2 protein-coding genes and 1 pseudogene are annotated in these 1,937 nt (G+C 41.7%); all 3 read left to right on the forward strand.

Going from position 1 to position 1,937, the window contains the following annotated elements:
* Positions 1-660: pseudogene (locus QT973_RS26905) on the forward strand (hypothetical protein); the annotation flags it as partial.
* Positions 661-783: 123 nt separating this feature from the next.
* Positions 784-1,491, forward strand: coding sequence for a hypothetical protein (locus tag QT973_RS26910; protein WP_333392571.1), 708 nt, complete (start codon positions 784-786; stop codon positions 1,489-1,491).
* 169 nt (positions 1,492-1,660) lie between these two features.
* A complete protein-coding gene (locus tag QT973_RS26915) occupies positions 1,661-1,903 on the forward strand; it encodes a hypothetical protein (protein WP_333392572.1) in 243 nt (80 codons plus the stop codon).
* Positions 1,904-1,937 lie beyond the last annotated feature (34 nt).

The following is a 1,937-nucleotide window of genomic DNA, read 5'->3' on the forward strand; positions in this document are numbered from 1 at the left end:
ACCAGTGCTGGCAAAGAAGAAATTGAAAAACTCTACAGCGAATGTCAGGGCAAAGTTGGCTCAGCTTTAGTGGAATGCTGGAACAGCAAAAAACAGCCAGCTCAACAAATCCTTCAGGCAGCCGAACAGCAAAATGGAGGACCTCTCAAAAGCTTGCAGCGATTTGTCGAAAATTTAGGCAATGTTGCCAATCTTCAGGATATAGGAAATGGCGATTTTGCAGGACAAGTTTTTAGGTCTACTGTCTTGCCCATCATTCGCTTAATTCTTAGATCAGTACAGTGGGCATTTGTCAACATTTTAGAAGCAGCCTTGTTGCTAACAGCTTTATTCGGGCCTCTGGCAATGGGCTTGTCGCTGCTGCCGCTGCAAGGAAAACCAATCTGGGCTTGGCTAATAGGATTTATGTCGTTATTTGGAGTGCAATTGGGGTACAACATCGTCGTTGGATTAGTCGCTGTAGTGATTGTCAAGTCCGATGCAGAGTTAGTTACAGATATCGCCTTTTTATTCTTTTTAGCTGTGTTTTCTCCCGTTCTAGCCGTGTTAATAGCCAAGGGTGGAGGAACTGCTTTGTACAGTGCGATCGCCAATAGCACCAAACAGCTTACAGATATTGCCAGTAACGCGATCGGCGTTATTGCTGGAAAACTGATCTAGGGGAAGAAAATTCCGGTAGCTTTTTCTTCGCCGAACCGAGTTATTACTCACTACTCAAACCCAGTTTCCCAATCCACTCCCTATATCCCCACCTTTCCATCCCTCATACCCTCCAATAAAACTATGAAATTTGCACAATCCCAACCCTTACTCCCTGAATCTAAAAACACCTTAGCCTTGTGCTTTGTCCTGCTAACAAGCTTTGTTTTCCTCCTGACAATTGCTGTTTTAGTGAATACAATCAGTTTGAGAGCTTTATCTCAAAGAAAAGTTACCTTTGTCCAGCTCAAAGACGGAACCGCAGCCCGAATTGCAGAACAAGATGAATTTTACAGAGAGCCTAAAACTATCCAAAATTTTGTATCCAGTTGGGTAAATTTAACCTGGGCTTGGTCAGGCAAAATTCCCGGCACAAATGACCCCGACCCCGGCATTAAAGTTAAAGGCAGTGCCAAAGTTCCTACAACTGCTTGGATGGGCTCCTTGATGATGGAATCAGAGTTTGGTAAAGCTTCCTTGGTCGAACTTGCCAAACTCGTTCCCAACACCATCTATTCAGGAAAAACCCGATCAGGAGTCTATATCTCTCACATCTCAGAACCCAGAGAAATAAAAAGAGGAGTTTGGGAAATAGATGTAATTGCTACTCGCGTAGTGCTAGAGCAAGGCATTGGAGAAAGCCGAGAACAGTTTAATCGAACCTTCACCGTCAAAGGGGTAGAAATTCCAAAATCGCCTCTCAAAGAAAACGCTAATGAATTAGAGAAGACTATTCACTCTTTGAGAGCAGCCGGATTAGAAATTTCCCGAATTGTCGAATTCAAACCATAGAAGAGGAAAGAGACATGGAAAGGGGACGAACCGGCAAGTGGGTAAATTTAAAAACCTACCGTAACAACTAAATAATTTAAACATTTAGTATGTTTCATCCCTTTGCTTGAAGTCTTCTCTCTTTGCTTTTTTATGTACAGTTAAACACAACACATTCAACTCTAAAGCCATGACTAACAAAAGAAATGGATTAACCGAAAATCAAATTAATACCACTCCTGATAATAGTACCACTACAGCCAATATGAATCATACAACTGCATCAAGTGAATATACCCCTAATAATGATGACGATAACATCAATTCCCCTATTTCCCCTTCTCCAAACCCTTCCCCTTCTGACGATGATATTGATGAAAACTTCATTGCTACAGCACTTCCGGATGTTATGAGGTACAATAGAATTGACTAAAAATAATATACCAATGAAAGCATACTCAGTAGAT

Origin of the sequence: Microcoleus sp. Z1_A1 (genome assembly GCF_036700305.1) — a bacterium.
Classification (GTDB): domain Bacteria; phylum Cyanobacteriota; class Cyanobacteriia; order Cyanobacteriales; family Microcoleaceae; genus Microcoleus.